Below are 26757 nucleotides of genomic sequence, written 5' to 3' on the forward strand. Positions count from 1 at the left end.
GAGAATAATGGTGGGCGGTAGAGGACTCGAACCTCTGGCCTTCTGCGTGTCGAGCAGACGCTCTAAACCAACTGAGCTAACCGCCCATTGCTATATTATTTTTATTAATCAGGTATTCTAAAACAACTCTGCTTTTTTTATTCTTTAATTCTCTTTCTCGTAAAATAGCTGTTCTTTTGTCGTCAAATTGTTCGCTATAAACCAGTTTCCATGGACCCTTATTCCGTGTCCACCTTTGCAATCCGTTATTATGGCTATTTAATCTGGTTTCCAAATTATTCGTATACCCGATATAATATTTTTTGCTCGTTACACTTTCCAAAATATAAACATAATACATTGCTGCGTGTCGTCCCGATAGCTATCGGGACTAAACCAACTGAGCTAACCGCCCATTGAATATCTTTATAATTACTACCCGGGTATTTTTAAACCTCCGCCGAAGGCGGATCCGCCTCTGGCGAAAACTGAGCTAACCGCCCTTTGGCTCTCGGGAAAATAAATCTACCAACTTTATTTTATCAAGTCAATATAAATAACTTCCGAGGCTTTAGCCGGTAAAGACTATTCTTTTGCCGTCTGTTCAGTAGGATAATATTTGTAGGTATGGTAGTAATAATTCGGTGAGATATCTATCTCAGGTGAAATGTAGTTTAAGACAACTCCTTTTATCGGGATATTCGCGTTTTTGAGCTGGTCAACCGCCCTGACTAATGCGCTTTTGGCCGTTTTGCCCGCCCGGTATACCATGATGACAAAATCCGCCTTGTGCCCTAAAATAAGGACGTCCGTCACCGGTAATATCGGCGCGCAATCCAATATGATATAATCATACTTCATTTTTAACTCTTTTAGCAAAACGTCGCTGTCAGAGGTGCTGATTAATTCGGTCGGATGGCTTGCCATTGCTCCGGTTGTCATGATATGCAGGTTATCAATACCGGGGGTATTTGTGATAACATCATAAGAAAGCCCGCCGAGTAAAGTATCCGTAATATCGCGGATGACGGCATTAAGGCGTTGTTTGCCCATTAAAACCTCGCTTAATCCGGGCTCCTTATTAAGTGAAAATACTTTATGGATTAATCCTTTGCGCATATCAATATCAATCAGGAGGACTTTTTCCCCTTTCTCCGCCATAGTAATTGCCAGGTTAATCGAAGTTATTGTTTTTCCTTCTTCCGGACCGGTAGAACTTATTATAATAATTTTTCCCTCTTCAGTAGGTTCCCCGTTTTTGATCACATTGGTCCGCAAAATGCGATAAGCTTCCGTGATAGGCGAGAGGGTGCTGTAGTTTAAAATCATTTGCGACCTGATGCTTTCGCTTCGGGAGGAGTCTTTTTCCGTTTTGCTCCCCAACAATCCGGAAAAAGGCGAGGTTTTTTCCTTCTCTTTAGCTAAATAAGGGATTACCCCCAAAACAGGTAATTTAAGAAGTGTTTCTATTTCTTCTATAGTTCCCAATGAAGTATCCAGTTGTTCCACGATAAAAGCCAGCGCCAACCCCAGAATAATCCCCAAAATTATTCCAATTATTAAATTCAAGTTTTGCCTACTTCCTAATGGCACGGCTGCGTTCGCTTCGTTAACCACGCTGACATCAGCCGTTTTTTCCGCTTCGATCATCGCGTTGGCCAACCTGGATTTCAAATCGTTGTAAAGCGTGGTGTATACGGTAACGTCCCTGTTTAACTGGGAAAAAGTAATCTGGTCCTGCGAATATTTGCCTAACTCGCTGACCAGCATCTTAATTTGTTTATCGATGTAAATGACATCAGGATGTTTTGTGGTATATTTTTTTAATAATTCATTTCGTTCTTTCTTTAAATCTTCCAGCCTGTTATAAGTGGGCCCGGCGATATCGGCTGCTTGGTACTTTTCCCTGAATTTTTGAAGGGACACTTCAGACTCCCTTAATTTCGTTTCGGTTTCCTTAACCTGGTTTTCGATAAAGTTACGCACAGTCCGGGCTTCTTTTGTTTTTTCCGCCAGGTTGTATTCGACAAAGGCATGAGCTACTGCATTGGTATAAAGACGCGCATTATCCTGATTAGATGAAGTAGCATAAATGATTATCTTGTTTGTTCCTTCTACGACCTTAGTGGAAATTGTTGACTGAATGGTAAGGACGGTTTTAATCTCATCAGCAGACATTTTTTCCTGTTCAATGGTTTCAGGGGGGATAAGGGACAGCTTGACACCGGCGCGTTTCATTACTTCCTGGCTTTTTATCGCTTCAGCGTAACTTTTCATCGGGTCGCCCGGCGTATAATAAAACCATTCCAGGAGGACATTTCCGCCTGTTTTTCTTTCTGTTATCGCCACTTGCGATTCTGCCTGGTAAACGACGGATTGGAATCTCGTGTAAATAAAAGTGGGAACGATAACGGCGATGAAAACAATGAAGATAATATAACGCCTTTTACGGATAACCCGCCAGTAATCTTGCAGACTCAATTCGTATTGACGCATATAATACGGACGTTTAATGTTATAACAAATTCAACCTTATAAGGCAATATTCTATTCCTATTATCGGCATTAGCCCGATGCGGAAATACCGCTAATGCGTTAGACGGCAAAAATGCAGAATATTATTTTGACACACCGGTTAAGGATGTTATAATTGACGAATATGAAAGTCCCGTTTGTCGACTTAACCGCCCAGTATGAATCCATTAAAAGCGAAATCGCCGCCAAAATCACCGATATTATCTCACGGGGCGATTTTATCCTGGGGAAAGACCTCGAGCAATTTGAGTCCGAATTTGCCGCCTATAGCGGCGTGAAGTACGGCATTGGCGTGGCTTCCGGGACAGATGCTTTATACCTGGCCCTTTTAGCCTGCGATATAGGGAAAGGAGATGAGGTTATTACTGCGGCTAATACTTTTATTGCTACTGCCATTGCCATTTCCCAAACTGGCGCCAAACCGGTTTTGGCGGATATAGATCGCAAAACTTATAACCTTGATCCAAAACACCTATTTAAATTAATTACTAAAAACACCAAGGCGATTATTCCGGTGCACCTTTGCGGGCAGCCAGCTCAAGTGGCTGAAATAAAAGAAATCGCCGCGAAGCATAAATTGCGGGTAATTGAAGACGCCGCCCAGGCGCATGGTGCATATTTTGACGGTAAAAATAAAGTCGGTTCTTTAAGCGATTTGGCCTGCTTCAGCTTTTATCCGGCCAAGAACCTCGGGGCTTACGGAGATGGCGGAATGATTATTACAAACAGCCCCGAACTTGCCGAAAAAGCGCGTCTTCTGCGTAATTACGGGCAAAAGATTAAAAACGAACATTCCGTTATGGGATTCAACAGCCGTTTGGATAATCTACATGCGGCAGTGTTGCGGATTAAGCTTAAATATCTCGATGAATGGAACGATAAACGCCGCAGGAACGGAAAAATATACTATGAGCTTTTTGGTGCATCATCACCGGTGGTTCTTCCGAATCCCGAAAAAGGCGACCATATTTATCACTTGTATGTCGTGCTTGCAGAAAACAGGAATAAACTAGCGGACTTCCTTAAGAAGCGCGAAATCGCCTCAGGCATGCATTACCCGATTCCGGTTCATCTCCAGCCTTGCTACAAACATTTGGGGTATCACAAGGGAGATTGCCCCAATGCCGAATATTATGCGGAAAACACCTTGAGCCTGCCTATGTATCCGGAGCTTTCCCTCGAACAGATAAAATGGGTTGTTGACTCGGTCAAGGAGTTTTATGGTTAGGACTATGGTCCTAACCACTACCCCGCTCCTCCCGCCTTGCGGGATTCGGGGACACCGATAATAGGGAGTCCCTATCCCGCAAAGCGGAGTAGGGAAAAATCACATTGAAGTTTATGTATGTAATGATTTCTTGCCGGATTTCTTGATAAAGACCATCGTATGATTCTGCAAAAATATATTGCCAAAGAAGTTGTCAAGGCTTTTTTGCTTATTCTCATCGTGCTATTCGCTATAATTATTATTACGGGCCCTTTTTTCAAGTTTTACAAACAATATGAAGCGGTCGGCGCGGAGTTTTTAGCAGATATCTTGCCTTATTTCATCCCGCAGGTTTTAGGATTTATTATTCCACTCGCTATTATGATTGCCAGTGTATTTGTCTTCGGCAGGCTATCCGAAGATAATGAAATAATGGCTATCCGCAGTAGCGGGATTTTCCTGGGCAGGATAATCTGGCCCGTGGTTTTCTTTGGCTTGCTTTTAAGCATGTTAATTGTTTGGTTTAATATACATGTCATACCCAGCGCATTAAACGGGACTCGTATAGTTACCGTGGATACCATTAAGAATAATATTGTTTCTCCCAGCCTTATCAATCGCAGCCTTAAATTATCCCAGAAATACCAGATTTATTACAACGATATAAAAGATAATACGCTCTATGACGTTTCCATTGCACAATTGGATAAAAACGGTAATCTTTATGAACATATTAAAGCTGAAGAGGGGAAACTTGATTTTGACGAGGAAACTTCTCAAATGATACTTTCCCTGAAAAAAGTAACGGAAATAATCTGGGAAGGGGAAAAAGGGAAAAAGGAACCTCGTGTTTTGCCTAATCTCGGTTCTATGCAGAGTGTGCTTGACCTTTCCAGAAGGCTTTTGCCTAAATCGAAAAACCTCTCCGCGATGAGCCTTAATGAATTGGACAAGCTGATAGAGAAAAATCAGACTGAAAGATTCAGGATGAGCGAAATACTCGTGGAAAAACACCGTCGTTTTGCCTTTGGTTTTACTCCCTTGCTTTTCCTTTTAATCGGCATGCCTGTCGGGATCATTGTCCACAAAGGAAGTAAAGTAGCAGGGCTTGGTATAAGCGCCCTGATTGTTTTTGCGGGTTATTATCCTTTAACCATCCTTTTTACGCGTTTAGGCGAAAAGAATTTTATTATGCCCCAATTTGCCGTGTGGCTTCCCAATGCCGTGATTCTTGCGGGGGCCGCTGTTTTAACTTATATTATACTGCGCAAATAAATGATAAAAAAGATTGATGCGTATATTATCAGGTACTTCCTTTTCTCCATGCTGATTATCACCTTTATTCTCTTGGGGTTATATCTGGTAATCGATTTTTTCACCAAGCTTACCCCGTTCATGGAAACAAACCAGGCTTCGGCTTTGGCGCTTATTTTTAAGTACTACATTTATCGCTTTCCCATTTACCTGGTCGACCTTTTGCCGATTATCATCCTAGCGACCGCAATGATTACAGTCAGCCGTTTTATAAAAACGAATGAATTTATCCCTATGCTCTTTTCTGGGATAAGCATGCGCCGGATTATTTCGCCCATTCTTACGATTGCATTAATTATGGTTGTGGTAACATTTCTTATAAATGAAATGATTATTCCCCTTTTAGAGAGTGAAATATCACATACGGATAAGATACTAAGGTTTGAAGGTGCCGAGCGTTATATTCTTACCCAAGATGATTCAAGAAACAGCTTACTTATTGAACGTTATGACTATACCCATAAGAAGATGACTAATATAAACATGGTGAATTTTAATCAATCAAAGGCGTTTAATTCGACCCTTTCTGCGGAATACGGCATCTGGTATCCGGAGATAATTCCAAATATGAGTTCGATAAGTGTTACCGGACCGGGATGGGTTGTTTATAACGGGGTGGAATACACTTATAACCCGGTAAACGGGGCGCGGCAGATAAAACGTTTTGGGGAAGAAGGCTATTACCTGCAAACAAGCCTTACTCCGACTGACCTGGAACGTTCGGAAAAATCGCTTTCCTATATGGGCGTTTACGATTTGTCGTCCCGCATCCTGCAATATCCGCATCAGGTGCACTTGAAGATACAGTTATATAATAAATTTGTCATTCCGTTTTCTCTTTTTATCCTGGTCTTTGCCGGAATTCCCTTCCTCTTGCTGGGAGAATCACGCAATTTATTTACCGGTATCGGCATATGCTTGGTTGTCAGCATTGCCTTTTTTGTAACGCAGTTCTTTTTCATTAACTTGGGAAATAAAGGGATACTCCCGGCCCCGTTTGCCGTGACTCTTCCATTGGTTATTTTCGGGACTATCGGATTGGTTTTTATGAAAAGGGTTCATACATAAATTAGGATCTTTCAGATGGATTAATTTATTGTTTTACTGAAAGCTGTTTTTTAGTCCTGGGACTGAAATAAATATGGAAAACGCATGATAAAAAGTTATATCTGTCTCGTAATATTTCTTCTTCTGATTATATTCCCGGCACTTTATGCTGAGGATGTTGATAATAACCAATATCCCTTTTGCTCTGATAATGTCGGTTATGGGCCGCTGAACTTATCCAGCCAATCGCCTTTGCAATTACTTCGCATTCCTATTCGGCCGGACAGTCCTTCTACTTTATTAAGAGGGCGAAAAGAAATACTTACTACTATAACCTGGTCAAACCTATGGATGATTAAGGAAAACAGATTTATTGTTGATGCCGAAATAATCCGTTTGTTGACCGAGTTTAATTATGGTTTAACTGACCGTTGGCAGATAGGCGTAGAAATTCCGGTTACTTGTGTCACCGGGGGAATCATGGACGGATTGGCTGAGAATACACATAATATTTTAAATATCGGGCAACACAAACGCACCGATTACCCGCGTAATAGGGTCAAGATTGAATTGCTGAATAAAACAGACAATACCTACTTTACCGAAACGAACAAGACATTAACCATTGATGATATAATATGTTGTGCTAAATACAAACTTACCTGCGGCAATATCATGGCTCCCGCTTGTGCCGTCTCGCTTTCTGTTAAGTTGCCTACCGGGAATACCAGGCTGCCCTTAAGCGGCCACGGGGTTGATGCCGGATTGTCTTTTTCGGTTTCCAAACAATGGAGTGGATTTAATTTATATGGAGGGCTCGGCTACAGTTATTATGGGGAAGAAACAATGGGAGGGATTGAACTACGCCGCGGGCAGAATTCTTTCTGGGTGGCTGGTGAATACCGTATAGCGCGCAAGGCTTCGCTGATAACGCAATATTTAGCCAATACTGGTGGAGCAAAATATTTCTATGACTTTTCGGATACATCTCACGAAATTACATTCGGCATGAAATATCAGGTTTCGTCCAGGCATCTCTTGGAATTCGGCGTATTGGAAAACCTGATAAACTTTGATAACAGCCCGGATATAGGTTTTCATTTCGGGTTGCTTTCCAGGTTTTGATTGCCTTCTATGGCTTGTATTTGCCCACGACCATCGTAGCGTTGTGCCCGCCGAAGCCGAAAGTGTTGGAGATGGCGACATTTACCTGCATCGCCCTTGCCTTGTTCGGAACATAATCCAGGTCGCAATTCGGGTCGGGTGTTTCATAGTTGATAGTTGGATGGACCTTATTATCGCGTATTGACATTACGCAGGCAATCAGTTCCACCGCTCCGGCTGCGCCCAGCAAATGTCCGGTCATGGATTTGGTTGAGCTTATGGCAAGCTTCCTGGCGTGTTCGCCGAAAGCTATTTTAATCGCCTTGGTTTCCGTCAAATCATTCAGCTCCGTGGATGTTCCGTGCGCGTTGACGTAATTGACATCTTCCGGTTTCACCCCCGCGTCTTCCATGGCCAACCGCATTGCCTCGGCCGGCTTGATGCCTGCCGGGTCCGGCGCGGTGATGTGGTTGCCGTCATCATTCATCCCGAATCCTAAAACCTCCGCGTATATTTTAGCGTTACGCTTTTTAGCGTGTTCGAGTTCTTCAAATATCAAAACACCGCAGCCTTCGCCCAGGACGAATCCGTTCCGGTCCTTGTCAAACGGGCGGCTGGCTTTTTCCGGTTCGTTGTTGCGGTTGGAAAGGGCTTTAAGCGCGGCAAAACCGGATAACCCCATGACCGTCACGGCGGATTCCGTCCCGCCGGTGATGACTAAATCCGCTTCGCCGTGTTGTATCGTCCTTAAGGCGATTCCCATCGCGTGGTTTGCCGATGCGCAGGCCGAAGAAACCATGAAGTTCGGCCCGTTGAGCTTATAATAAATGGCAATCTGTCCGCAAACGGCGTTTATCATGAGCTTTGGAATAAAGAAAGGCGATACCCGGGTCGGCCCCTTTTGCAGGAGCTTATTGTGCTGTTCCTCGTATTCGATAAATCCGCCGATACCGGAGCCCATGATTACCCCGCACTTTTTGGGATCAAGCTTGGTGAAATCTATATTGCCCTCTTTGACTGCCTGGGCGGCTGACGCCATGCCGAATTGGGAAAAACGGTCCATACGGCGGGCTTCTCGTTCATCCATCCATTGCCCGGGCTGGAAGTTTTTCACCTCCGCGCCGATGGTCACGTCATAGCCGGTTGTGTCAAAGGCGGTAATCCGCGCCGCGCCGCTTTTGCCGGCAAGCAATGCCTGCCAGTAATCTTCCGGGTTGTGCCCGAGTGGAGTAATCGCTCCCAAGCCGGTGATGACCACGCGTCTTTTGGCTGGACAGTTCATTTCTTCAAAGCCTTTTCTATATAAGTGATGGCGTCGTTGACGGTCTGGATTTTCTCGGCGTCTTCATCAGGGATGGAAAGCCCGAACGCGTCTTCCATTTCCATGACCAGTTCCACCGTATCCAGCGAATCCGCGCCTAAATCGTTGACGAATGATGTCTCCACGGAAACCTTGGCCTTGTCCACGCCAAGCTGTTTGCAGACTATTTCTATCACCTTATCCTGTATTTCCTGTGTTGTCGGCATATTCTATCTCCTCCTTCAATTTCCCGAATATTATCCCATTCTGCCGAAGGTCCCGATTATCGGGATCCCGTGGAGCGGGGTCGGGATATATTTTTAAATCCCTGGTTTTATATATTCTAATCTTTCCGGACGATGAATCCGGGAAAGTTGTTTTACCCATGTTTGGATTGCCCGACCCGCTTCGTTTCCGGGCGTCCGCGTATGGGGGTATTATAAGAATATCGGAATTTAAGGCAAGAAAATACGAAATTCTTAAAAATTATTTTAATATTATAAATGAAACTTGATTCCCTTTCGCTGGGTCCGATTTCGGGGAGTCCCCCGTCCCGAAGCATTTCGGGACGGGGTGCCCCGTAGGAATAGGGAAAAAGGGGGTTGGGTTACCCCTGGTTTTTCTTCAGCTCATTGGCTAATGCCGGCACCACTTCGAATAAATCCCCCACGATGCCGTAATTGGCCACCTTGAATATCGGCGCTTCCGGGTCTTTGTTTATCGCCACGATGCACTTGGATGAGGACATTCCCGCCAAATGCTGTATCGCCCCGGAAATCCCGCAGGCGACATACATCGTCGGGCAGACGGTCTTTCCGGTCTGGCCCACCTGGTCTTCATGAGGACGCCAGCCGGCATCCACCGCCGCGCGCGAGGCGCCCACCGCCGCTTTCAATATCGCCGCGAGTTCTTCGATTATCTTATAATGCTCCGGCCCTTTCATCCCGCGCCCGCCGGAAACAATGATATCCGCCTCGGTCAGCTCTATCTTTGCCGTGGCCGCTTTAAGCACTTCCTTCACCTTGACCCGCTGGTCGTTAGCGTCAATCGCCACATCCAGTTTCTCAACTTGTGACTGTTTGGATTGGTCGGATTTGGCGGCTGTAAACATCTTTGGCCTTAATGATATTATTGATGGCGCCTTTAACGCTTTTACCGTGATGATTGCCTTGCCGGCGTAAACCGGACGTCTTGCCGTAAGGGTACCGCCATCCGCGTTTATGGAGATGACATCCTGCAGGGCGCTTGTTCCCAATGCTCCGGCAACGCTTCCGGCCAGGTCTTTACCGTTCAGGGTGGCCGGGAATAATATCGCGTCAGGTTTCACTTTGTTGAAGGCTGCAACCATTGCCTTAGTGTAAGGCGCGGTCGTGTAATGCCCGAAAGCGGCACCTTCCACGGTCAGCACTTTAGTGGCTCCGTAAAAAGCCGGTTCCTTGGCGGCAGAGCCAAGGTTATTTCCGATCACTAACGCGACGACCTCGGATTTTAAGGCGTCGGACAGCCTCTTCGCTTCGGATAAGGCTTCTATCGCTCCCTTTTTAAGTGTGCCGTCTTTGTTTTCCACGAATACTAATATCGGATTGGGCATAATTTATTCCTCCATTTAACACGAATAAGACGAATTGTTTCGAATTAAACGAATAAAATCAGTATGTTATTCGTGAACATTCGTTCTGTTCGTGTAATTCGTGTTTAGATTATTTTAGCCTCTTCCTTCAATAACTTTACCAGTTCCGGAACCGCCTCAACGCCTTTGCCGACAATCTTTCCGGGCGGGCGGCTGGGCGGGTATTCCATCTTTAAAACTTCCAGTGTGTTCGCTGTGATATTGGCGGCTTTTTCCTCCATCGGTTTCTTCTTTGCCGCCATGATTCCTTTTAGCGAAGGATACCGCGGCTCGTTCAGGCCCTTCTGCGCGCTAAAGACCGCCGGCAGGACCACCTCTAAGACTTCCTTCCCGCCGTCTATCTCGCGCTGAACCGTCGCGGTTTTACCTGCTAAATCTAACTTTACGATTAATCCGACAAAGGGCAGGTTCAAAAGCTGGGCGGTTATCGTGGGTACCTGGGAGTTGTCGTCATCCACCGCCTGCTTGCCGAAAAATATGATGTCCGGCGCAAGCTCTTTCAATGCCGCGCTCAAGCCCTGGGCGATTTCATATGGGGCTCTTTGGTAAAGCTTGTCGTCTTTCAAGAGTATGGCTTTATCCGCGCCCATTGCCAAACACGTCCTTAATGTCGTGGCGGCCTCGGCCGGGCCGACGGTTACGGCAATCACCTCGTTGCCTTCCGCCCCGAGTTTTTCCTTGACCCTTAGGCCCTCTTCCAGCGCGATTTCGTCAAAGGGGCTGACGATATATTCCACGCCTGCCGGGTCAAGTGTCTTGCCGTCCGCGGCAACCTTGACCGTGGTCTCGGTTGACGGAACTCTTCTGATGCATACAGCAATCTTCATTTAACACCCCCAATGTAAGAGTAAATATCAAAAATCAAATATCAAAAATAAATAGCAAATATTAAAATTACTTTCGTCCCCTCAGCGTTAGAATGCTTGAACCGAATATATTGCTAATTTCATGCAGTTCCGCCAAAAACCATTTAACATCTTCAGCCGATGTCCTGTTGATGTCTCTCAGCAAAGCGAACCATAGTTTGCTCTCATTGGCTGATTTAAGGGCAATGTTAAAGAAATTGGTAAAATCCTTGCGGCTGCTCGCGGATTGCCCTTCGATATAATTGCCGATAACGCTGGTCCCGCTTCTAAGCAACTGGTCGCCGATTCTCCTGGAAACATTGTCTTTAGGCAGTTTATCGATAAATTCTATCATCTTTAAAGTAAAGCTGTATAATCTCTTTTTAAAATCATCCTTAAACCGTGATTTGTTGTCTTCCATCCGGGTTTATTGTATTTACCCTATTTTAAAACTTTAATCTGTATTTTTGATTTTTAATATTTAATATTTTATATTTTACCCTTCCAGCGTAATGTTAAATTACGGGCTGCGGCGACTTCATCCAGCCGTTTCACCGAGCAGAAATGCGGGGCGGATTTCACCGCCTCCGGGTCTTTTTGGGCTTCCTCATCTATCTTTATCATCACCTCGATAAACCGGTCCAGCGTCTGCTTGGATTCCGTCTCGGTCGGTTCTATCATCAGCGCTTCGTGGACAATCAGCGGGAAATAGATGGTCGGCGGATGGAACCCGTAATCGAGTAATCGCTTGGCGATATCCAATGTCCGGATGCCGTATTTCTTGTGGTGCTCCTCGCCCGTCAGGACGCATTCGTGCATGCAGGCGCGCTCGTAGGCAACCGGATAATATTTCTTGAGGTGCGCCATGACGTAATTGGCGTTAAGGACGGCAATCTCGCTCACCCGCTTTATTCCCTCCGGCCCCAGTATCCTGATATAGACGTATGCCTTGACCAGGACCGCGATATTCCCGTAAAAAGCCCTCACCCGTCCCATGGATTTCGGCCGGTCGTAATCGAGAGAGAATACATTTTTATCTTTATTTATTACCGGAATCGGGAGGAAGGGGGCAAGCTTTTCGACGCAGGCAACCGGTCCCGCGCCCGGTCCGCCGCCGCCGTGCGGAGTGGCGAATGTTTTATGAAGATTTATATGTAAGACGTCCACCCCGGCTTCGGACGGCTTCATGATGCCCATCAGCGCGTTCAGGTTTGCCCCGTCCATATATAAAAACGAGCCGTTCTTGTGGAGGAGCTCGGCGATTTCCTTTATCTGGTTATCGAATAAGCCCAGCGTATTCGGGATGGTCAGCATCATTGCCGCGACGTCGGGCGTGAGCTTGGATTTAAGGTCTGCGAGGTCGACATTGCCGTCGCTATTGGATTTTATCTCGATGGGGCTGTAACCGCAGAAAGCCACGCTGGCCGGATTCGTCCCGTGTGCGGAATCCGGTATCAGGATGTATTTCCGGGGATTGCCCTTATCCTTTAGGTAGGCGCGGATGAGTTTTATTCCGGTGAATTCACCGTGCGCGCCGGCGGCCGGCTGGAGTGTAATAGAATCCATTCCGGCGATTTCTTTAAGGTATTCGCCCAGTTCAAACATAAGTTCGAGCATCCCCTGGGAAGCCGCCCCGTCCTGGTAGGGGTGCATCTTGGCGAAGCCGTCCATGGCGGCAATGCTCTCGTTTATCTTGGGATTATATTTCATCGTGCAGGAGCCCAGCGGGTAGAAGGAATCATCCACCCCGACATTTCGTTTGGAAAGGTTGGTATAATGGCGGACGATTGTGATTTCATTCACTTCCGGGAGCGCCGCGTCATGTAGGCGCAGGTATTTGGCAGGGATTAATTTAGCCGTCTCTTTATCGTGGATATCATTGGCGGGAATAATGCAACCACAGCTTCCTTTGCGCGATTCTTCAAAGATAAGTTTGGACATAGCAATCAATAGGATTCAGTATTATTATAACTAACAACGAAACGGTCAAGAAAAAACAACAAGCTGATTAAGCTAAACCAAAAAAAAACAAATTAGTTTTAAGAAATAAAATAATCTGTGAAGTAATTTCCGGCCTTAATGATTTTCTGATAAAAACCAGAAGCGGTTTCATAAGTTATTATAAGTAATTAAAGCACAAGCAATATGAAAAAACGCCTGATAAATTATAATATTTCTGCCCCATCTAGTAACCAATCTCCGATAATTTCCCAGTCATGCAATAGACCGTTCTATTTTCCATCTGCGTTTATACCTCCTCAATTTCCTCCCATCTTGGATCTTTTTTCTTCTGTTATTTCTATGTGGAGCTATCAGCTCTATTCCTTGTTCCTTCCATTCACTACGCAATTTCTTCGAATCATACGCCTTATCACAAACCAAACACTTCGGCTTTTTGCCCACTTTTTCTATCGTTTTATTGGCCAGTTTTACTTCATGTGGCGAGGCAGAGTGCACGGACACCCCCAAAGGAATACCTTTGCCGTCCGCCACCACCATAAGGCTTCGAACCCTTGCCACGCTTGGTTTTGCCGATTTCGGCACCCCCCTTTTTTAGCAGGAATAAAACTGCCATCCATAAAGCATTCGCTCCAATCAATTTGGGATTTTTTATCCAGCTTATTTTATGAAACTACGCCAGATCTTTAACCAGACACCCTTTCTTCTCATAGTTTTAACCGGCGCCAACAGGTGCTCGGACTAGGATATTTATCGGGTAAATCCTTCCACCTGGCCCCGGTTCTTAAAACCCATAATATTCCTTCTAAAACCTCCCTGTTATTTTTACATGGGCGCCCTTTACTCTTTAATTTAGGTAGTAATGGCTTTGTTGCCACCCATTGTTTATCTGTTAAATATATTGCCCTACTCATAGCTTTCACCTCCTATGAGTAGTTATCGGTAATCAGTTATGAATATGACTTGTGAAACCGCTTCTAATAATTGGCTGGCGGCAGTAGTTTATTAAGTGAACTAAAAATACTTAATCCTATCCACGCCGCCAGAAACGCCGTGTAAAGCCACATGCATAATATCGGGAACTGGTACCCGTAATCGACGTAAAACGTGACCTTGCTTTCCATAGGGACTTCTCCCCGCAATACTCCCGAAGCAAGATAACCCAGCCGGCCTTCTACCCTGCCCGATGGATGGATAATCATGGAGTATCCCAACGCGGCGCTTCTCAATATGGCGCGGCGGGTTTCGATTGCCCGGAATGGAATCATCGCGGCGTGTATCTGGTGTGACCAGCCGCCCCAGCCGGCGGTTTCCAGGGTGGGCAGTATCAGTATCTCGGCGCCGCGCACGCCGGCAATCCAGCGGGCTATTTTTGTAAAGCCGCCTTCGTAGCAGATGAATATGCCTATCCGACCCAGAGGCGTATCAAAGATGCCCCATTTATCTCCGGGTTTCACAAGGCTTTCTATACCCTGCACCGGAATGCGCTTGGCGTATTTGCCGATGACCGCGCCGTTCGGGCCCATCAGGACCGCGTAGTTGTGCCACTGCAATATTTCTCCGTGAACCGGCTCGCGGTTGCCGAAGACCAGATACAGTTTTTTATCCCTGACGAGCGCCTCCAGAAGTCCGCGCTTTTCCGTATTGTTCAGGGCGTCGTCCAGGTAGGCTTCCGGCCAGACAGCCAGGGTTTCTTTGGTGCTATGCACGGATTGGCCGGTGACGCTTAAAAGTTGGTTAATCGAGTCGCTCCAGTCCTGGACCACTGCCACCGGGATATATTTTTCTTCAATGGGCCTGTCTGCCGTGTTTGTTTGCGTCACGACGGACGTCGGGGTAGGCAGGCTGTCACCGTAGTGCCTTTGGTAGCGCGGCAGGTAATCCGGGCGGGTTACCCCGTAAATAAATAGGAAACAAATTACAAGAAGTCCCGTGACAAGAGGGAAAAAAGTAATTTTCTTTTTACGGAGCCATTCTAGGACGAACCAGGCGGCCAAGGCATTGACCGTGACGATGATAAACGAGAGCCCGTAAACGCCGAGGGTATCGCAGAACTGGATAAGTGCCAGGTGCGGAGATTGCGAATAGCCAAGTGCCAGCCAGGGGAATTTGAGGAAATATGTTTCCGAGCGGAAGTGTTCTATCCCGGTCCAAAAAATGGGCAAGAGGAAAAAGGATTTACCGAGGCCTATGCGGCTTGCCGTCGCCCACGCGGAGGCTGAGAAAAGCGCCAAGTAAACGGAAAAGATATTGGAGACCAAGAAACCCATAAAGCCGAGGGCGTTGATAAGGAACGATAGTGAAACGGAATAAAAAACTACCCCGCTTATAAGCCCGCAAAATGCGGCGATACGCGGGGTGGGCGAACTGTAAACTGCAATAAGCAGGGGCACCAAGGCAACCCAGCCGACAAGGCCGTATGATAACGGCGGAAAGGAAATGAAAAGCAGGATGCCGGATAAAACTGATAGCACATACCTGAACCATCTTGTACGGTATACTAGATAGGGAAGCGTGGGTGTACTTTTCTTATGTTCTTTAACTATGTGTTTAGGCGCCATTTCTTGCGCTTTATCTTCCATAAAATACCAAGATACTATCTAATGCCGGTTTCTTCAAGAAAATAAAGATAGCGGAATATGTTTGACTTTATCGGGAATATTTATAAGATATGGTTTTTCTGCCTCTTCGGCAGATTGCCGAACAGGTGATTCAAGAATGATTTGGAGGATTAAAAATGACTGTTCGTATCAGATTAACCAGAATCGGGCGTAAGAATATCCCGTTATTCAGAATCGTCGTGTTGGACAAGAAAACCAAAAGGGATGGCAAATACCTGGAAAGGCTCGGCGATTACAATCCAAAAGAAGAAGAAGCCAAGAAGGTCAAGATAAACAAAGACCGTCTGCTTTATTGGGTAAAAAACGGCGCACAACCTACTGAGGCCCTTAAGATTATCTTCAAAAAAGCGAAGATAGCTTTAAAATAAACAATCACGGCATCATTCGGCACATTATCTTCAGTATCTTTTCCGTGCGGTTGGTGATTTTCACATCTTCTCCCATGCGGTAACCGACTGCCCAAATAATCTCGTTCCCGCAGGTGATTAAGGGAATCCTTTGGCGCATTTCACGCGTGACCTTGTAATTGATAAAGAACTTTTTAAGACTCATTGAGCCTTTCATTCCTAGGGGGCGGAATTTATCGCCGGGCGCGCGGAAACGCAGGGAGAGCGGATGCTTTAGCTTGTCATAATCAAACAGTTCTTCCATTCCTTCGGCTTTACTAAAGGCCACGGGACAGGATTTCTTTGGACTTTTAATGGGTTTTAAGAAAGAGGTTTTGATACGTAATCCGTAAACTTTTGCGACAGTTTCGCCTGGTACTTTGAGGGTAAGCGGCTGGATCGTCTCAAGAGTTTCTTCTTTAACCGGATTTTTAATAAAGCTAAGGTAATCATAACGCCGGCGAATAATAAGGTTGCCGGGTAGGATAATTTCCTTTCCGGATGAGGGATTATCGATAAGTTCCGCCAGGGCGGAATAATGTGAATGGCTCAGGCGCAGGGGAGCAGCGCCTGATTTTTCCGCTAGGGCAATCAAAACCATTTCTCTAAGTGCCGGATGGAGTTCTTTTAGGCGGGCAATAGAAACAGAATTCCCCTTGAGGTCTTTCAGCTCTTTCCGGGCGGCGGCTTCAAGGTAATCATAGGCGTCCTGCGCGGAATGCCCAAGGCGCGCCAGGTGTTTGGTGATATCCTTATTGTATTTTTTAAGGAGCGGCAAAAGTTCGAGCCGGATTTTATTCCTCATGATTTGACGGTTTAAGTTGGTAGAATCCATGCAATAAGGTTCTTGTTTTTCTTTGAGATAGGCAATGATTTCATTCCGTTCAATGGTCAATAACGGGCGGATTAATGTTATTTTGGAGTTTGTATGAATCGGCCGGGAGGACAGTGTGCCTCTTAACCCGCGCAGACCTGTGCCTTCAAGGATTCTCATGATAACCGTTTCCGCCTGGTCGCCGAGGTTATGAGCTACCGCTACTTTAGATGTATTTGTTTTGCGGGCGGTGGTTTCAAGGAAACGGTAACGTTCCTGCCTCGCAAGCGCTTCTCCCGTACCTTTGGCATGGGATTCCCTATTAATAATCCCGCCTTGGCGGGATGAGCGGGGAAACGAGCGTTTTTTCATCATAGATGGTATTGATATGCGTTTGGTGTAAAGAGTGAATTTATGCCTGCGGGCGAATGAACGGACGAATTTCTCGTCACGGAGTGCCTCGCGCCCCCGGATACCATGATTCAGGTGCGCCAGGGCGATGCGCCAGTTTTGCTTAAACCGCTCGCTTATTTCTTTTAGGATAAGGCTTAAGGCGATTGAATCAGCGCCGCCGGAAACGCCGATCAAGATGCTTTCTCCCTTGTTTAACAGGCGTCCTTTTCCGCCAAAGGCGGATCCGCTTTCAGCGGAAATCCATTTATATGCTTTGTGCACAATCATCGGTGAAAGGTTCATATATAATTATCTTTAACTAACATAATATAAAGACGATAATAAAGATAGCGTAACAAATGTCTCCTGAAACGGCAATTTATTTGGTAGAGATTTATGTTTTACCTTAAATACCTATTCGGAATAACCCTGTTTGCAGTATTATTGGCAGGGTGTGAAACCGGTCCAGCCGCCTACCCGCCGAATGTGCGTCCGCAGGCGTATAGCCCGGAAGAGGTGAAACAGCGGATAGAATATAAAATCAGCGCAAACGATGTGATTGAAGTGTTTGTCTGGAAGAATGAGGATTTATCGCGCGATGTAACGGTTCGTCCGGACGGCAAGATTTCGCTGCCTTTAATCGGTGAAACGCTGGCTGAAGGAAAAACGCTTGAAGAGCTCGATGACGAACTTACCCGTAAATATGCCGAATACCTGGTTTCCCCGGATATTTCGCTGGTCGTCAAGAAATTCGCCGAGGAAAAGGTTTTTGCACTTGGCGAGGTGTCCAGGCCGGGTGTTTATACTATTTCCGGGACTTTGTCTTTGGTTGATTTAGTATCACAAGCCGGCGGATGGACAAAAGCCGCCAAGATAAGCAATGTTTTTATCATCCGCGGAACCGTCGCCAAAGAACCGGATGTTATTTTAGTAAACATGAAGGAAATCATGCGGGGCAATACGCGCGGGAATGTCGTTTTATACCCCAAAGATATTGTTTATATTCCTTCAACGGTCATATCGGATGTAGGCAAATTTATTTCGGAATATATCGGTCCGATTTACACAACAGCAACCACAGTTATTGCGGTTGATTATTTCAAAAGGCGCTGATGTTTAAGGATGAAGTAACGATTCACGTCAAGGGAGGCGACGGCGGAAACGGATGCATAAGCTTCCACAGGGAAAAATTCATGCCCAAAGGCGGCCCGGATGGCGGCAACGGCGGCAAAGGGGGCGATGTTATCATCCGAACCAGTCCGCACCTTAATACATTATATCACCTGACGCATTCACCGCGGTATTTTGCGCAGAACGGCGCTCCGGGGAGGGGCAATAATTGTTTCGGCAAAAACGGACGCGATGCAATCATAGAAGTCCCGCTCGGAACGGTTATTTCCGATTCGGTTAATCATAATATCATCAAAGACCTTAAAGAAAAGGGGGACAGCAGCATCATTGCCAAAGGAGGCAAAGGCGGCCGGGGAAACAGCACCTACGCCACGCCGACCAGGCAGACGCCCCGGTTTGCACAGTCCGGGGAGGACGGAGAGGAAAAGAAAATCCATCTGGAACTGAAACTGATTGCCGATGTCGGATTAATCGGACTGCCGAATGCCGGGAAATCAATGCTTTTGAGGCGTATTTCTTCCGCCCAGCCCAAGGTGGCGGACTATCCTTTTACCACTTTGGAGCCGAGTTTGGGAATCGTGCGCGGGCCAGACTACCACACCATCGTCGCGGCGGATTTGCCGGGATTGATTGAAGGCGCACACCAGGGCAAAGGCTTGGGAGATAAATTCCTGCGGCATATCGAACGCACACGCCTTCTAGCGCATGTGATTGATTTCTCCCAAGATGGTTCGCCTTTGGCCGCTTATAAGACCATCAGGAAAGAGCTTAACGCTTATAGCGCTGTCTTGGCTAAAAAGCCGGAGGTCATAATTGCAAACAAGATAGATTTGCCGGATGGCGAGAAAAACTACAAGAAATACTCCGGAAAATTCAAAGCAGATGTTTTACCCATTTCCGCTCTCAAAAAGGCCGGTTTGGAAAAGATGCTCCGGGCGATATTCAAACGCCTGAATGAAGAAGACGAAGACTCTTTCTAAAAGTGACTCCCGCTTAATCTCCCGGCGTGATGTAGGGAGAAACAAAGAGGAAGGGGAAGATTAGATTTTATCCGGCAGTTCGTCATGCTCATCCCAGATATCGCCGACGATTTCTTCCAGTATATCTTCAATCGTAATTACACCGATGAACTTATCCGCCCTATCCTTGACGATGGCCAGGTGAATGTGGCTTTTCTGCATGACTTTCAGTATTTCGCTTGTTTTAGCCGTATCAGAAACGACATAGGGTTTCCTTATCAGGTCATGCAAGATAATCAAACCGGTATCGCCGTGGCAGATTACGTTAAGGTATTCCTTGGTATATAAAATGCCGATGATGTTATCCGGTTTTCCCTGGTAAACCGGGATGCGCGTGTGATGTTTATTCGTAATCATCGTCAGGATTTCTTCCTGGGAGGCGTCTATATTCAAAACATCCACTTTTTCTTTCGGGAGCATTACATCCGCAACCGTCTGGTCGGTAAACTTAAAGATATTTTGCAGTATCAGGGTTTCGTCATCCTTAAGGTGTCCGGCATCTTTTGCCATTTCGACGGTGTAACGCAGTTCGTCTTTGGTTATAAACGGCTTCCTGTATTTAATCTTTATGCCCAGGAGGAAGGCGAAAAACCTGGTTGTCAGCGAAAAGAACTTGACAAACGGATAAAAGAGGGTGCTGAAAACCCTTAACGGATTAACCGCGGAAAACGCCGTTTTTTCCCAGAACTGGCTGGCTAATGCTTTGGGCAGGACTTCCCCGAACTGGATGGTCAGGAACGCCATTCCGAACAGCGCAATCAGGTAGCCGTGCTCCGGGAAGAGCCTGACTGCCAGGATTGTTGCCAGGACGGCGGAAGCTGTGTTGATGATATTGTTACCGACCAGTATGGTGGAAAGGATGGATTCCGGTTTTTGCATGATATGGTTAAGCCGCTGTGCTTTTTTATTTCCCTGTTTGACCAGCATGACCAGGCGTGTTTTACGGAAGGAAAACAACGCCAGCTCGCTGGCTGAAAAGAACCCGCTTAAGAAAAGCAGTAAAACAATGCTGATTATTAACGACCAGGTTGGTAAATCAATCATATAAAACTCCTTTCCGCAGGTGGCGGATCCTCCTTCACCGTAAAATTTCTTGTCACGCTACGACGCTTATTAGGACCTGATTTTCATTAACTTCTTGCGAAGCGTTCAAGCCATATTACAAAATATCGGTTAAAGATTCAATTAAAGGGAATAAAAAATATTCCGATTTTCCCAAACAAACGCAGGCTGTTTTACGTAGTATTATTGTTCTTGGGGTATTTCTCTTGACAATTTGTCTTATAACACATAAAATAAATAGTTTGAGGTTCTTAATTGTAAGAAGGAGTTGATTATTATGTTGCAGAAAAAGATAACCATCTGGTCTTTGGCGCTGTTAGTTTGTTTCTTGTTTACCATGGTGCCTTTTTCATATACCCAGACAGAAAACGCCTCCCAGGTAAAGGATTTGCTGGAAAACCTGCCTAAATATGAGGGTGAAGCCTTCTGGGGCAAGGTGTCCGAAATAGAAAGCTTAGGCACTGATATAAAACCGGCGGTTGAATCAGGATTGCAAAACACCAATCCTTTTATCCGGCTGGCCTGCGCCAAGATTATTTACGAGCTCGACGGTAAGCCGGAGAGCGTTGTTACCCTGCTTTCCCTCTTAAAAGAGGAAAAATCCAAGGAAATCAAAAGGGTTGCCTCGGAGATTCTGGGGACTTCCATTAAGGATGATACCGGATACGGCGATAAAAATAATGTTGCGGAGTCAATCCAGCAATTATTGGATATCGTATTGGAGCCGGAGGTTCGCTTAAACTTGAGCCGCGCTTTATATTACACCAAAGGCAAAGGTCACATCCGGGGAATAAGCGAAATAAAAGACCTCGTAAAAGCGGGCGAAGCCAAAAACGCGAAAGGCGAACTGAAATATCCGGGCCTGCGCGCCGAAGCCGCCTTAACGCTGGCTGAACTGGGCTCTTTTGAAGAAGTCCGCGATATCATAAAAGAATTGGCCAAAGAACCGGGACAAAACGGCAGGCTCGCACAGGCGTTTCTCGATTATTACCAGCTTTACAAGGATTATAACCGGAAATCAGCTGTCCAGAATAAATACGATTATAGTATTCTTGATGAGATGCTTAATATTATCAAGCAGTATTACGTCGATCCAAAAAGATTTGATGTTGATAAATTGATTACTGAGGCGGCCAAAGGGATTGCCGGCAGCCTGGATAAGTTCTCCGGCTATCAGGACGAAGAGGAGAAAAAATTGGCCGAAGAAGACCTCAATAAGAGATACGGCGGCATCGGGGCATACGTCAGCATGCGGGATGATTTCCTCACCATTGAAAGACCGATATATTCCGGACCCGCTTACAAGGCGAATTTGCGTTCGCTCGATAAAATAACAGAAGTTGAAGGCGTATCAACCAGGGGGAAAAGTATAGAAGAGCTTATTAAGAACCTTAAGGGCGAACCAGGAACCAAAGTGAATATTAAGGTTTACCGCAAAGGATGGCCGAAGGAAAAGGAATATCAGTTAACCAGGGCGATTATCCAGATTGATACCGCCCGCAGCGTGATATTGCCGGGAGATATCGGTTTTCTTTCCATCCTTACCTTCGGGCAGAACACGGCGAAAGAGGTTTGGGAAAACCTGGAAAAACTTAAAAAGGCGAATGTCAAGGCGATTATCATCGACCTCCGTTTTAACTCAGGCGGGCTTTTAAGTGCCGTTTGCGAGATTGTAGATATGTTCATCGAGAAAGGCAAGGTCATATTAACGACCAAGGACAAAGACGGTAACCTGCTGGGTGAGCCTTATGTGACCTTAGATGATAATAAGATAGATTTGCCTGTTTTTGTTTTAGTGAACGACGGTTCGGCCAGCGCTTCGGAAATACTGGCCGGGGTATTGCAGGATTACGGCAAAGGTAAACTGGTCGGAGGGAAAACCTTCGGCAAGGGGAGCGTTCAGAATTTATGGCCGTTAAAAAGCACTAATGGGAAGACCGTTTTCCGCATAACTATCGCCAAATATTACCTGCCTTCAGGCAGGTGTATCCATAAGGAAATTAACGGCGAAGGCGGCTTGTCTCCCGATATAGAAATAGCCCAGCCCGAGCGCGACCCCTGGAAGGATTTTGCTTTTAATAAAGTGATGGAATCGGATATTGTCACAAAATACGTCGAAAACAATTACGGGAAAAACAAAGAGCTTTTCACCCGTTTGGCGGAAGATGATAGTCTTGATTACAACCTCTATCCCGATTTTAATGAGCTATACAATTCTCTTAACGAAAAACTGAATATCCACCTTTCCAAGGATGATGTAAGGGGCATAGTTTGGGATTACGTCCGGAAACAGGTTTCGGATGACCGCGGGGAAGAATTTATCGTTAACCTGGAAGAGGATGTCCAGCTCCAGCGGTCAATCATTGAGGCATTAAACGCATTGAAAATCGCTCCGGAAACGATAAAAAACTACAAAAATCTGGCGCATAAATTTGATAAATCGGAAATGCCTCCTAAAGAAACGCCGAAATAATCCTAATAATTATCGAAGGCATGCCAGTCGGTAAGGTTTGTTACCAGCGGCGTTATTGAAATATATTTCTTTTTCACCGCGCTGATGTCGGAGACGGCTTTTGCCGTTATTTTTACGGGTCTCTTATGCCGGAATTTCTTCAGCCCGCTTTTCATCCAATAATAATTCCTGCCCCTCGGGTCTGTCCCGGAAACGAACTGGTCCGGCAAATACTCGGTTCCCTGGCGGGTGTGTTTAACCCCTTTCATTTGCCTGGGTGAGCAGCAGGGGATGTTGATGTTATAAACTATTCCGTTTGTGCCCCGTATTTTTCCGCGGATGATATCTTTTATGATTGTTACGGCTAGTTTAGCGGTATCGGAGAAATCCGGGTTGGAGTGGTTTTCGGGTTTTTCCCGGGAAACGGCAAAAGAAGGAATTCCCCAGAAAGCGCCTTCGATCGCCGCCGCCACCGTACCGGAATAAAATACGTCTATCCCCACGTTCGCCCCGTCGTTTATCCCGGAAACCACGATGTCTGGCCGCTTTTTTAATATCTCAACAATGCCTAATTTTATACAGTCAGCCGGCGTGCCTTCGACCGCGTACAAACAGGCGTTGCAGGAAAGATAGTCATAAACTTTCCGGATGAAAAGCGGCTTGAAAATGGTAATCCCGTGCCCGACCCCGCTTTGCTGGCTGAACGGCGAAACGACCGTTACCCTTCCCAGTTTCCGCAACTCCTTGTAAAGAGCGCTTAACCCGTTATTTTCAATGCTGTCGTCATTCGTGAGCAATATATCCATAGAATATAAGGATTATACTTAAGGAAAACCTAAAATCAAGTTAATTAATTGCTTGAATTATCACCCTGTTTTTTTTATAGTTATCTTTATGAATAAAATCATCGTCCGGCTTGGGGAAAAAACATACCCGGTTTTTATCGGAGAAGGTTTAGTGGAGCAAGCGGGCATGTTATTGAGGCGTCCCCTTGCGCGCAGATGCCGTCTCGCGGTTGTTACGGATAGCAATATCGGCAGGCTCTACGGGAAAAAGATAAGGCATTCTCTTGAGCGCGCCGGTTTTTCCGTGAATCTCATAACGCTTCCCCCCGGAGAAAAAACCAAGTCACTCAAGACTGTCGAGAAAATATACCACAAGCTTTTGTCGGCGCGTTTAGACCGTTCTTCCGCGGTAATCGGCTTTGGCGGCGGGGTCATCGGCGATATCGCCGGTTTTGTTGCCTCGACCTTCATGCGCGGAATAGATTTTATCCAGGTGCCGTCCTCGCTACTTGCCCAGGTAGATTCCGGTGTCGGCGGGAAAGTTGCCATAAACCTGCCTGAAGGAAAAAACCTGATAGGCTCGTTCTACCAGCCGCGCCTGGTGATAATCGACCCGTCCTTGCTTAAAACACTTCCTGGACGCGAGTTTTTAAACGGAATGGCTGAGGTCATTAAAATCGCCTTGATAAGAAGCCCCCGCCTTGCCGGATTCTTGGAAAAACACCGTTCGGAGATATTATCGCAGGAAATATCCCCCTTGGCGGAGATGATTAAGCAGACAGTGGAACTCAAAGCCGGAATCGTCATGAAAGACGAAAAGGAAAAGAATCTCAGGATGATTCTTAATTACGGGCATACCATCGGCCATGCGATTGAGCATCACGGGGAATACCGGCACGGGGAAGCCATCGCCTTGGGGATGATGTGCGCCGCGCGCATCGCATCCCGGATGAAATTAGCTTCCCTGTTAGTTATCCGAAAACAGCAGGATTTATTGAAACTTTACGGATTGCCTGTTATATTAAAGAAAAGCCTGAAAGCGCCCGCTATAATTAAAGCCCTCAGGTTTGATAAGAAAATGCTTTTGGGGAAAACGAGGTTTGTCCTTTTGGAACGTCTTGGAAAAGCAATCGTCGTGGACGGGATAAAAGAGGACGTTATAAAATCATCTATAAAGGAGGGGTGACATGAAAGCTTTTATGGTTACGTTGATTGTCGTTATCGGATTGATTATGCTTGGCTTTTATGATTATGGCATCGGTCAAGATAAAGAGAAGGAAAAAGATATGAAAGAAATCAAACTGCCTGCCCCTGTGAAAAAGGGCAAACTGTCCCTGGAGGAAACACTGTCCCTGCGCCGTTCGGTGCGGACTTTCAAAGATGAGGCATTGACTGACACACAAATAGGCCAGATTCTCTGGGCGGCAGACGGCCTAAGCGCGCCCGTTGAAACAAGGGCAAACCGCACCGCACCCTCGGCCGGCGCGATTTATCCCGTGGAACTATACGCCGTGACCAAAGACGGGATATACAAATATAATCTGGTTTCGCATTCACTAAAACTTATCGAAGCGGGTGATAATCGTGAAGAATTGTCTAAGGCATGCCTGGGCCAGGGCTGCGTAAAGAGCGCTCCTTTAAGCATTATTATCAGCGGCGATTACAAGAAATGCTCCGGCAAATACAGGGACCGTGCCCAGCGTTATGTCGATATCGAAGCCGGCCATATCGCGCAGAATATCCACCTCCAGGCGGTCGCCCTAGAGCTTGGCTCTGTCCCGGTCGGCGCTTTTCAGGATGACCAGGTGAAGGCGCTTCTCAATCTGCCGGATAACGAATACCCCGTTTATATTATTCCCGTGGGTCACCCCAAAAAATAAATCAGTAAATGGATAAGCTGGAATCGTTGCTGACTTTGACCGGCGCGCGCGGAATCGGCTCGGTGCGCTACGATAAATTGTTGCATCATTTCGGGAGTATTGAGAACGTCCTGAAAGCAAGCCCGGATAAATTAATGTGCATCCCGGGAATCGGCGAGGAGCTCTCGCGAGAAATAACGCTCTCCGCGCGGGAAAAAAGAGGCGCCAAAGAGTTGGAAGAGGCGCGAAAAGCAGGCGTAAAAATAATAACATATCTTGATGACGAATATCCGCAAAACCTAAAGACCATTTGCGATTATCCTCTTGTCTTGTATGTCAAAGGCGAGCTGAAGGAATCGGATACGCTTTCTGTCGCGGTCATCGGCTCGCGCCGGGCGTCTCTTTACGGCAGGCGACAGTCTGAACAATTATCATACGATTTGGCAATCCGAGGGATTTGCGTGGTGAGCGGCTTGGCGCGCGGGATAGATACCCATGCCCATATGGGCGCGGTCAGGGCGAAAGGCAGGACGATAGCCGTTTTAGGAAGCGGAATAAATAATCTATACCCGGCGGAAAACAAGAAGCTTGCCGAAAAAATTACGGAAAACGGGGCGGTTATTTCTGAACTGCCCTTGGATACCCCGCCGGACAGCCGTAATTTCCCGGTCCGCAACCGCATTATCAGCGGACTATCCCTTGGGATTCTGGTGGTCGAAGCGCCTTTGAAAAGCGGTGCCCTTATCACGGTGGATATGGCGCTGGACCAGGGCAGGGAAATATTTGCCCTGCCCGGAAAGGTGGATAGCCCGATGAGCCAGGGATGCCATAAACTAATCAAGCAGGGCGCTAAGCTGGTTGAAAACGTGGATGATATAATCGAAGAACTTAATTTGCCTGCATCAGAAACTAAAAGAAAGGCGGAAAGCGCAAAGACCAAACCCACGGGTTTGAATTACCGGGAAGAGACCATTGTCAACCTCCTTTCCAAAGACGAACCCAAGCACATTGACGAGATATCGCAGGAATCCAAGCTCTCCCCGGCGCTTGTTTCTGCCACCTTGCTTGAACTGGAACTGAAGCGGTGCGTAAAACAGATGCCCGGTAAAAATTTTATACGTCTTATAAGTTGCTATTTATAAGGGATACGAGCAATCGTTTTTGGAAAATGCCGTTTTAAAAACCCTACCCTCCCCAAGAGAGAGTCCCAGTATTCCATAGCGAAGATGCCCGGATACCCAAGCGAATAACTCCCCATACCCAATAAATGCATTCCCCTTACCATTGTAATATATCCTCCTCAGCGTATAGAATA

Annotated in this window: 25 protein-coding genes and 1 tRNA gene; 11 read left to right on the forward strand and 15 right to left on the reverse strand. The window is 46.3% G+C overall.

The features are described from left to right. Positions 1 to 8 precede the first annotated feature (8 nt). The 3 genes from HY811_03150 to HY811_03160 form a co-directional block, all read right to left on the reverse strand. Positions 9 to 86, reverse strand: a tRNA-Val gene (locus HY811_03150). Beyond that, complete coding sequence (locus tag HY811_03155) at positions 77 to 340, reverse strand: GIY-YIG nuclease family protein (GenBank protein MBI4833806.1); 264 nt, start codon at positions 338 to 340, stop codon at positions 77 to 79. The genes HY811_03150 and HY811_03155 overlap by 10 nt, the downstream gene beginning before the upstream one ends. A gap of 224 nt (positions 341 to 564) precedes the next feature. Further along, entirely contained in the window at positions 565 to 2475 is a 1911-nt protein-coding gene (locus tag HY811_03160; GenBank protein ID MBI4833807.1) for a polysaccharide biosynthesis tyrosine autokinase, read from the reverse strand. A 163-nt stretch (positions 2476 to 2638) separates the two neighbouring features. Here HY811_03160 and HY811_03165 point away from each other — a divergent pair, with 163 nt between their 5' ends. The 4 genes from HY811_03165 to HY811_03180 all read left to right on the forward strand — a co-directional run bounded on the left by HY811_03165 (position 2639) and on the right by HY811_03180 (position 7207). After that, positions 2639 to 3742, forward strand: a complete 1104-nt coding sequence (locus HY811_03165) for a DegT/DnrJ/EryC1/StrS family aminotransferase (protein ID MBI4833808.1) — start codon at positions 2639 to 2641, stop codon at positions 3740 to 3742. Positions 3743 to 3901: 159 nt separating this feature from the next. Then, complete coding sequence (locus tag HY811_03170) at positions 3902 to 4996, forward strand: LptF/LptG family permease (GenBank protein ID MBI4833809.1); 1095 nt, start codon at positions 3902 to 3904, stop codon at positions 4994 to 4996. Next, positions 4997 to 6103 (forward strand): LptF/LptG family permease, encoded by a 1107-nt coding sequence (locus tag HY811_03175; GenBank protein MBI4833810.1) that lies wholly within the window; start codon positions 4997 to 4999, stop codon positions 6101 to 6103. A gap of 84 nt (positions 6104 to 6187) precedes the next feature. Next, positions 6188 to 7207 carry a DUF3187 family protein gene (locus tag HY811_03180; protein MBI4833811.1) on the forward strand — a complete coding sequence of 340 codons (1020 nt, stop codon included), beginning with the start codon at positions 6188 to 6190 and terminating at the stop codon, positions 7205 to 7207. A 7-nt stretch (positions 7208 to 7214) separates the two neighbouring features. On the opposite strand, the gene fabF is transcribed toward HY811_03180, so the two are convergent. From fabF to lnt, 9 genes are all read right to left on the reverse strand, one after another. Then, the gene (gene fabF / locus HY811_03185) at positions 7215 to 8468 is read right to left on the reverse strand and encodes a beta-ketoacyl-ACP synthase II (GenBank protein MBI4833812.1); all 1254 of its coding nucleotides are present in this window, start codon (positions 8466 to 8468) and stop codon (positions 7215 to 7217) included. Continuing rightward, positions 8465 to 8713, reverse strand: a complete 249-nt coding sequence (gene acpP / locus HY811_03190; protein MBI4833813.1) for an acyl carrier protein — start codon at positions 8711 to 8713, stop codon at positions 8465 to 8467. Before acpP ends, fabF begins: the two co-directional genes overlap by 4 nt. A gap of 380 nt (positions 8714 to 9093) precedes the next feature. Beyond that, complete coding sequence (locus HY811_03195) at positions 9094 to 10077, reverse strand: electron transfer flavoprotein subunit alpha/FixB family protein (protein ID MBI4833814.1); 984 nt, start codon at positions 10075 to 10077, stop codon at positions 9094 to 9096. A gap of 104 nt (positions 10078 to 10181) precedes the next feature. After that, a complete protein-coding gene (locus HY811_03200; GenBank protein ID MBI4833815.1) occupies positions 10182 to 10943 on the reverse strand; it encodes an electron transfer flavoprotein subunit beta/FixA family protein in 762 nt (253 codons plus the stop codon). A gap of 67 nt (positions 10944 to 11010) precedes the next feature. Further along, entirely contained in the window at positions 11011 to 11382 is a 372-nt protein-coding gene (locus HY811_03205) for a four helix bundle protein (protein MBI4833816.1), read from the reverse strand. 68 nt (positions 11383 to 11450) lie between these two features. Then, a complete protein-coding gene (gene gcvPB / locus HY811_03210) occupies positions 11451 to 12902 on the reverse strand; it encodes an aminomethyl-transferring glycine dehydrogenase subunit GcvPB (GenBank protein ID MBI4833817.1) in 1452 nt (483 codons plus the stop codon). 273 nt (positions 12903 to 13175) lie between these two features. After that, the gene (locus tag HY811_03215; GenBank protein MBI4833818.1) at positions 13176 to 13460 is read right to left on the reverse strand and encodes a transposase; all 285 of its coding nucleotides are present in this window, start codon (positions 13458 to 13460) and stop codon (positions 13176 to 13178) included. 167 nt (positions 13461 to 13627) lie between these two features. After that, positions 13628 to 13834 carry a transposase gene (locus tag HY811_03220; protein MBI4833819.1) on the reverse strand — a complete coding sequence of 69 codons (207 nt, stop codon included), beginning with the start codon at positions 13832 to 13834 and terminating at the stop codon, positions 13628 to 13630. Between the two features lie 63 nt (positions 13835 to 13897). Then, the gene (gene lnt, locus HY811_03225) at positions 13898 to 15502 is read right to left on the reverse strand and encodes an apolipoprotein N-acyltransferase (protein ID MBI4833820.1); all 1605 of its coding nucleotides are present in this window, start codon (positions 15500 to 15502) and stop codon (positions 13898 to 13900) included. Positions 15503 to 15657: 155 nt separating this feature from the next. Between lnt and rpsP the strand changes: the two genes are divergently transcribed. Continuing rightward, positions 15658 to 15909, forward strand: a complete 252-nt coding sequence (gene rpsP / locus HY811_03230; protein MBI4833821.1) for a 30S ribosomal protein S16 — start codon at positions 15658 to 15660, stop codon at positions 15907 to 15909. 4 nt (positions 15910 to 15913) lie between these two features. Here the strand turns inward: rpsP and tilS are convergent, their stop codons facing one another. Beyond that, entirely contained in the window at positions 15914 to 17437 is a 1524-nt protein-coding gene (gene tilS, locus HY811_03235) for a tRNA lysidine(34) synthetase TilS (GenBank protein ID MBI4833822.1), read from the reverse strand. Positions 17438 to 17530: 93 nt separating this feature from the next. Between tilS and HY811_03240 the strand changes: the two genes are divergently transcribed. Then, entirely contained in the window at positions 17531 to 18247 is a 717-nt protein-coding gene (locus HY811_03240) for a polysaccharide biosynthesis/export family protein (protein ID MBI4833823.1), read from the forward strand. After that, positions 18247 to 19245, forward strand: coding sequence for a GTPase ObgE (gene obgE / locus HY811_03245; protein ID MBI4833824.1), 999 nt, complete (start codon positions 18247 to 18249; stop codon positions 19243 to 19245). The genes HY811_03240 and obgE overlap by 1 nt, the downstream gene beginning before the upstream one ends. Positions 19246 to 19305: 60 nt before the next feature. Here obgE and HY811_03250 read toward each other — a convergent pair whose 3' ends face one another. Then, positions 19306 to 20328 carry an HlyC/CorC family transporter gene (locus HY811_03250; protein ID MBI4833825.1) on the reverse strand — a complete coding sequence of 341 codons (1023 nt, stop codon included), beginning with the start codon at positions 20326 to 20328 and terminating at the stop codon, positions 19306 to 19308. A 295-nt stretch (positions 20329 to 20623) separates the two neighbouring features. Between HY811_03250 and HY811_03255 the strand changes: the two genes are divergently transcribed. After that, positions 20624 to 22819, forward strand: a complete 2196-nt coding sequence (locus tag HY811_03255) for a S41 family peptidase (protein ID MBI4833826.1) — start codon at positions 20624 to 20626, stop codon at positions 22817 to 22819. A gap of 2 nt (positions 22820 to 22821) precedes the next feature. Here HY811_03255 and surE read toward each other — a convergent pair whose 3' ends face one another. Further along, a complete protein-coding gene (gene surE / locus HY811_03260; protein ID MBI4833827.1) occupies positions 22822 to 23604 on the reverse strand; it encodes a 5'/3'-nucleotidase SurE in 783 nt (260 codons plus the stop codon). A gap of 88 nt (positions 23605 to 23692) precedes the next feature. On the opposite strand from surE, the gene aroB reads away from it, so the two are divergent. From aroB to dprA, 3 genes are all read left to right on the forward strand, one after another. Beyond that, positions 23693 to 24769, forward strand: a complete 1077-nt coding sequence (gene aroB / locus HY811_03265) for a 3-dehydroquinate synthase (protein MBI4833828.1) — start codon at positions 23693 to 23695, stop codon at positions 24767 to 24769. A gap of 100 nt (positions 24770 to 24869) precedes the next feature. Next, entirely contained in the window at positions 24870 to 25463 is a 594-nt protein-coding gene (locus HY811_03270) for a SagB/ThcOx family dehydrogenase (GenBank protein MBI4833829.1), read from the forward strand. 8 nt (positions 25464 to 25471) lie between these two features. Next, on the forward strand, positions 25472 to 26584 hold the full coding sequence (dprA, locus tag HY811_03275; protein ID MBI4833830.1) for a DNA-protecting protein DprA: 1113 nt from the start codon (positions 25472 to 25474) through the stop codon (positions 26582 to 26584). The last annotated feature ends 173 nt before the right edge of the window (positions 26585 to 26757 follow it).

This window comes from Planctomycetota bacterium (assembly GCA_016207825.1).
In the GTDB taxonomy this organism is placed as follows: Bacteria; Planctomycetota; MHYJ01; order JACQXL01; family JACQZI01; genus JACQZI01.